The organism is Microcella sp. (assembly GCF_051860105.1).
GTDB lineage: Bacteria > Actinomycetota > Actinomycetes > Actinomycetales > Microbacteriaceae > Microcella.
Window position 1 is genome coordinate 38,068 of record NZ_JBHYEO010000019.1, and the last position, 2,482, is coordinate 40,549.

Annotated in this window: 1 protein-coding gene and 2 pseudogenes; 2 read left to right on the plus strand and 1 reads right to left on the minus strand. The window is 73.0% G+C overall.

What is annotated here, in order from left to right; translation table 11 throughout:
• Both ACTIE9_RS10530 and ACTIE9_RS10535 read left to right on the plus strand, forming a co-directional pair.
• Positions 1 to 199: pseudogene (locus ACTIE9_RS10530) on the plus strand (NAD(+) diphosphatase); the annotation flags it as partial.
• A gap of 26 nt (positions 200 to 225) precedes the next feature.
• Positions 226 to 1,938, plus strand: a complete 1,713-nt coding sequence (locus tag ACTIE9_RS10535; protein WP_439565530.1) for an ATP-dependent helicase — start codon at positions 226 to 228, stop codon at positions 1,936 to 1,938.
• On the opposite strand, the pseudogene ACTIE9_RS10540 reads toward ACTIE9_RS10535, so the two are convergent.
• A pseudogene (locus ACTIE9_RS10540) lies at positions 1,823 to 2,482 on the minus strand (hypothetical protein); the annotation flags it as partial. The gene ACTIE9_RS10535 and the pseudogene ACTIE9_RS10540 overlap by 116 nt on opposite strands.

The window sequence follows — 2,482 nt, forward strand, 5'->3', positions numbered from 1 at the left end:
CATGCTCGGGTTCCGCGCGCGGCTCGATCCCGAGCATGCGAACGATCTGCGCCCCGACGGCACCGAGATCCTCGACCTGCGGTGGTTCAGCCGCGACGAGCTCGCGGCGAGCCTCGGCGAGATCCTGCTGCCCGGCCGCACCTCGATCGCCCGCGCCATCATCGAAGACTGGTACGGGTCGCCGCTCGATGCCCCGTGAGCGCGGCCTCCGACGGTGCGCATCCCGTGACGACTGAGCCCGCCGTCAGTCCGGACCGCCTGCTCGCCGCTCTCGACGACAACCAGCGGCAGGTGGCCGAAGCCCTGCTCGGCCCGGTGTGCGTTCTCGCCGGCGCCGGCACGGGCAAGACCCGGGCGATCACCCACCGCATCGCCTACGGGGTGGCGACGGGGGCCTACGACCCGCAACGGGTCATGGCGCTGACGTTCACGACCCGTGCGGCGGGCGAGCTGCTCGGGCGGCTGCGCGCGCTCGGAGCCGAGGGCGTCGCCGCGCGCACCTTCCACTCGGCCGCCCTGCGCCAGCTGCACTACTTCTGGCCCATCGTGGTCGGCGGCACCCCGCCGCGCGTGCTCGAGGGCAAGGGCCCCCTGCTCGGGCAGGCGGCGGGGTCGCTCAAGCTCAGCCTCGACACCGCGGGGTTGCGGGATGCCGCCGCCGAAATCGAGTGGCGTAAGGTCAGCCGGCTCTCGATCGACGACTACGCCCGGGCGGCGCACTCGCGCACTCTGCCGTCGCGCTTGAGCGTCGACGCCATGGTCGCGCTGCAGCAGACCTACGAGCGCATCAAAGACGAGCGCAAGCAGATCGACTTCGAAGACGTGCTGCTCGCGACGGCGGGCATGATCGAGAACGAGCCGCGCGTCGCCGACCAGGTGCGCTCGCAGTACCGCTTCTTCGTCGTCGACGAGTATCAAGACGTCTCGCCGCTGCAGCACGACCTGCTCACGCTGTGGCTCGGCGGGCGGCGCGAGCTGTGCGTCGTGGGCGACGCCTCGCAGACGATCTATTCGTTCGCCGGCGCGACGAGCGACTACCTCGTGCGCTTCGGCAGCGAGTATCCCGAGGCGCGCGTCGTGCGGCTGGAGGACAACTACCGCTCGACGACCGCGATCGTCACCCTCGCCAACCGGCTCATGCGCGGGCGGCCGGGTGCGCTCACGCTGCACGCCGCGAGCGAGGGCAGTGATCGGGGGGCGGCCCCCTTGGTGACGAAGCATGTCGACGATGCCGCCGAGGCCGCATCCATCGCCCAGTCGGTCGCGCGGCGCATCGCCGACGGCACACCGCCCGAGTCGATCGCCGTGCTCTACCGCATCAACACGCAGTCGATCGCGCTCGAGTCGGCACTCAGCCGCTTCGGCGTGCCCGTGCAGTCGCGCGCCGACAGCCGCTTCTTCGACCAGATCGAGGTGAAGCAGGCGATCATGCTGCTGCGCGGCGCCTCGATCTCGATCACCGATGAGCCGCTGTTCAAGAGCGTGAGCGATGTGCTGCGCGGGCTCGGCTGGCGGCAGGATCCGCCCGAGGGCGGGGGCGCTGAGCGGGCGAAGTGGGAGAGCATGACCGCGCTTCTCGGCCTCGCAGAAGAAGCCCCGGCGGGCACGACCCTGCCCGACTTCGTGCGCGAGCTGCAGCGCCGCCAGCAGCAGCAGCACGCGCCGACCCGTGCGGCCGTGACGCTCTCGACCCTGCACGCGGCGAAGGGCCTCGAGTGGGACTGCGTGTACATCGCCGGTCTCAGCGAAGGCCTCGTGCCCATCACGTTCGCGCAGGGGCTGGAGGCGATCGATGAGGAGCGCCGGCTGTTCTACGTCGGCATCACGCGGGCGCGAAAGGTGCTCGAGCTGTCGTGGGCGCAGCGGTCGACCTCGGCGCGGGCCGAGCGGGCGCCGAGCCGGTTCCTCGACGAGGTGCGGGCTCCGAGCGGAGCGTGAGCCCCCGGCAGCCGCAGCCTTCGCTGGGCCGCCACGCGGTCGTCGTGCGGGCGCCGGAGGCCGCATCGAGGCGCACGCTCACCGACGCCGCCGGGTCGTGGAGCCGGCTCGGGATGCTCGCGCGCAGCATCCGCAGCGCCTCGACCGCCGCCTCCGTCGCGAGCGACGCCGATTCGGCCGCAGCGGGGCGCCCCCACAGCTGCGCGGCGATCGCCGCCCGTGCCGGGTCGTGGCGAGCCCGCTCGCGCTCGACGCAGCCGAGGCACGCGCTCGAACCCACCGCGACGACCGGCCCGACGGTCACGGCGACCTCGCCGAACACGATCGGCAGATGGGGCACGTCGTCGCGCAACCAGCGCTGGTGCTCGAGCGGATCGATGACGTGGGCGCTCACGAGCACCGCGAGCGCGGGCCGCCGTCCGCGCACGCGCCGGCCGACCGTGCCCGAGGCCACGATCACGACGGGATGCCCGGCCTCCTGCAGCACGCCCGCGACCCGCTCCGTGCCGAGCCCGCGGCCCACCACGGCGATGCTCGGCAGCCC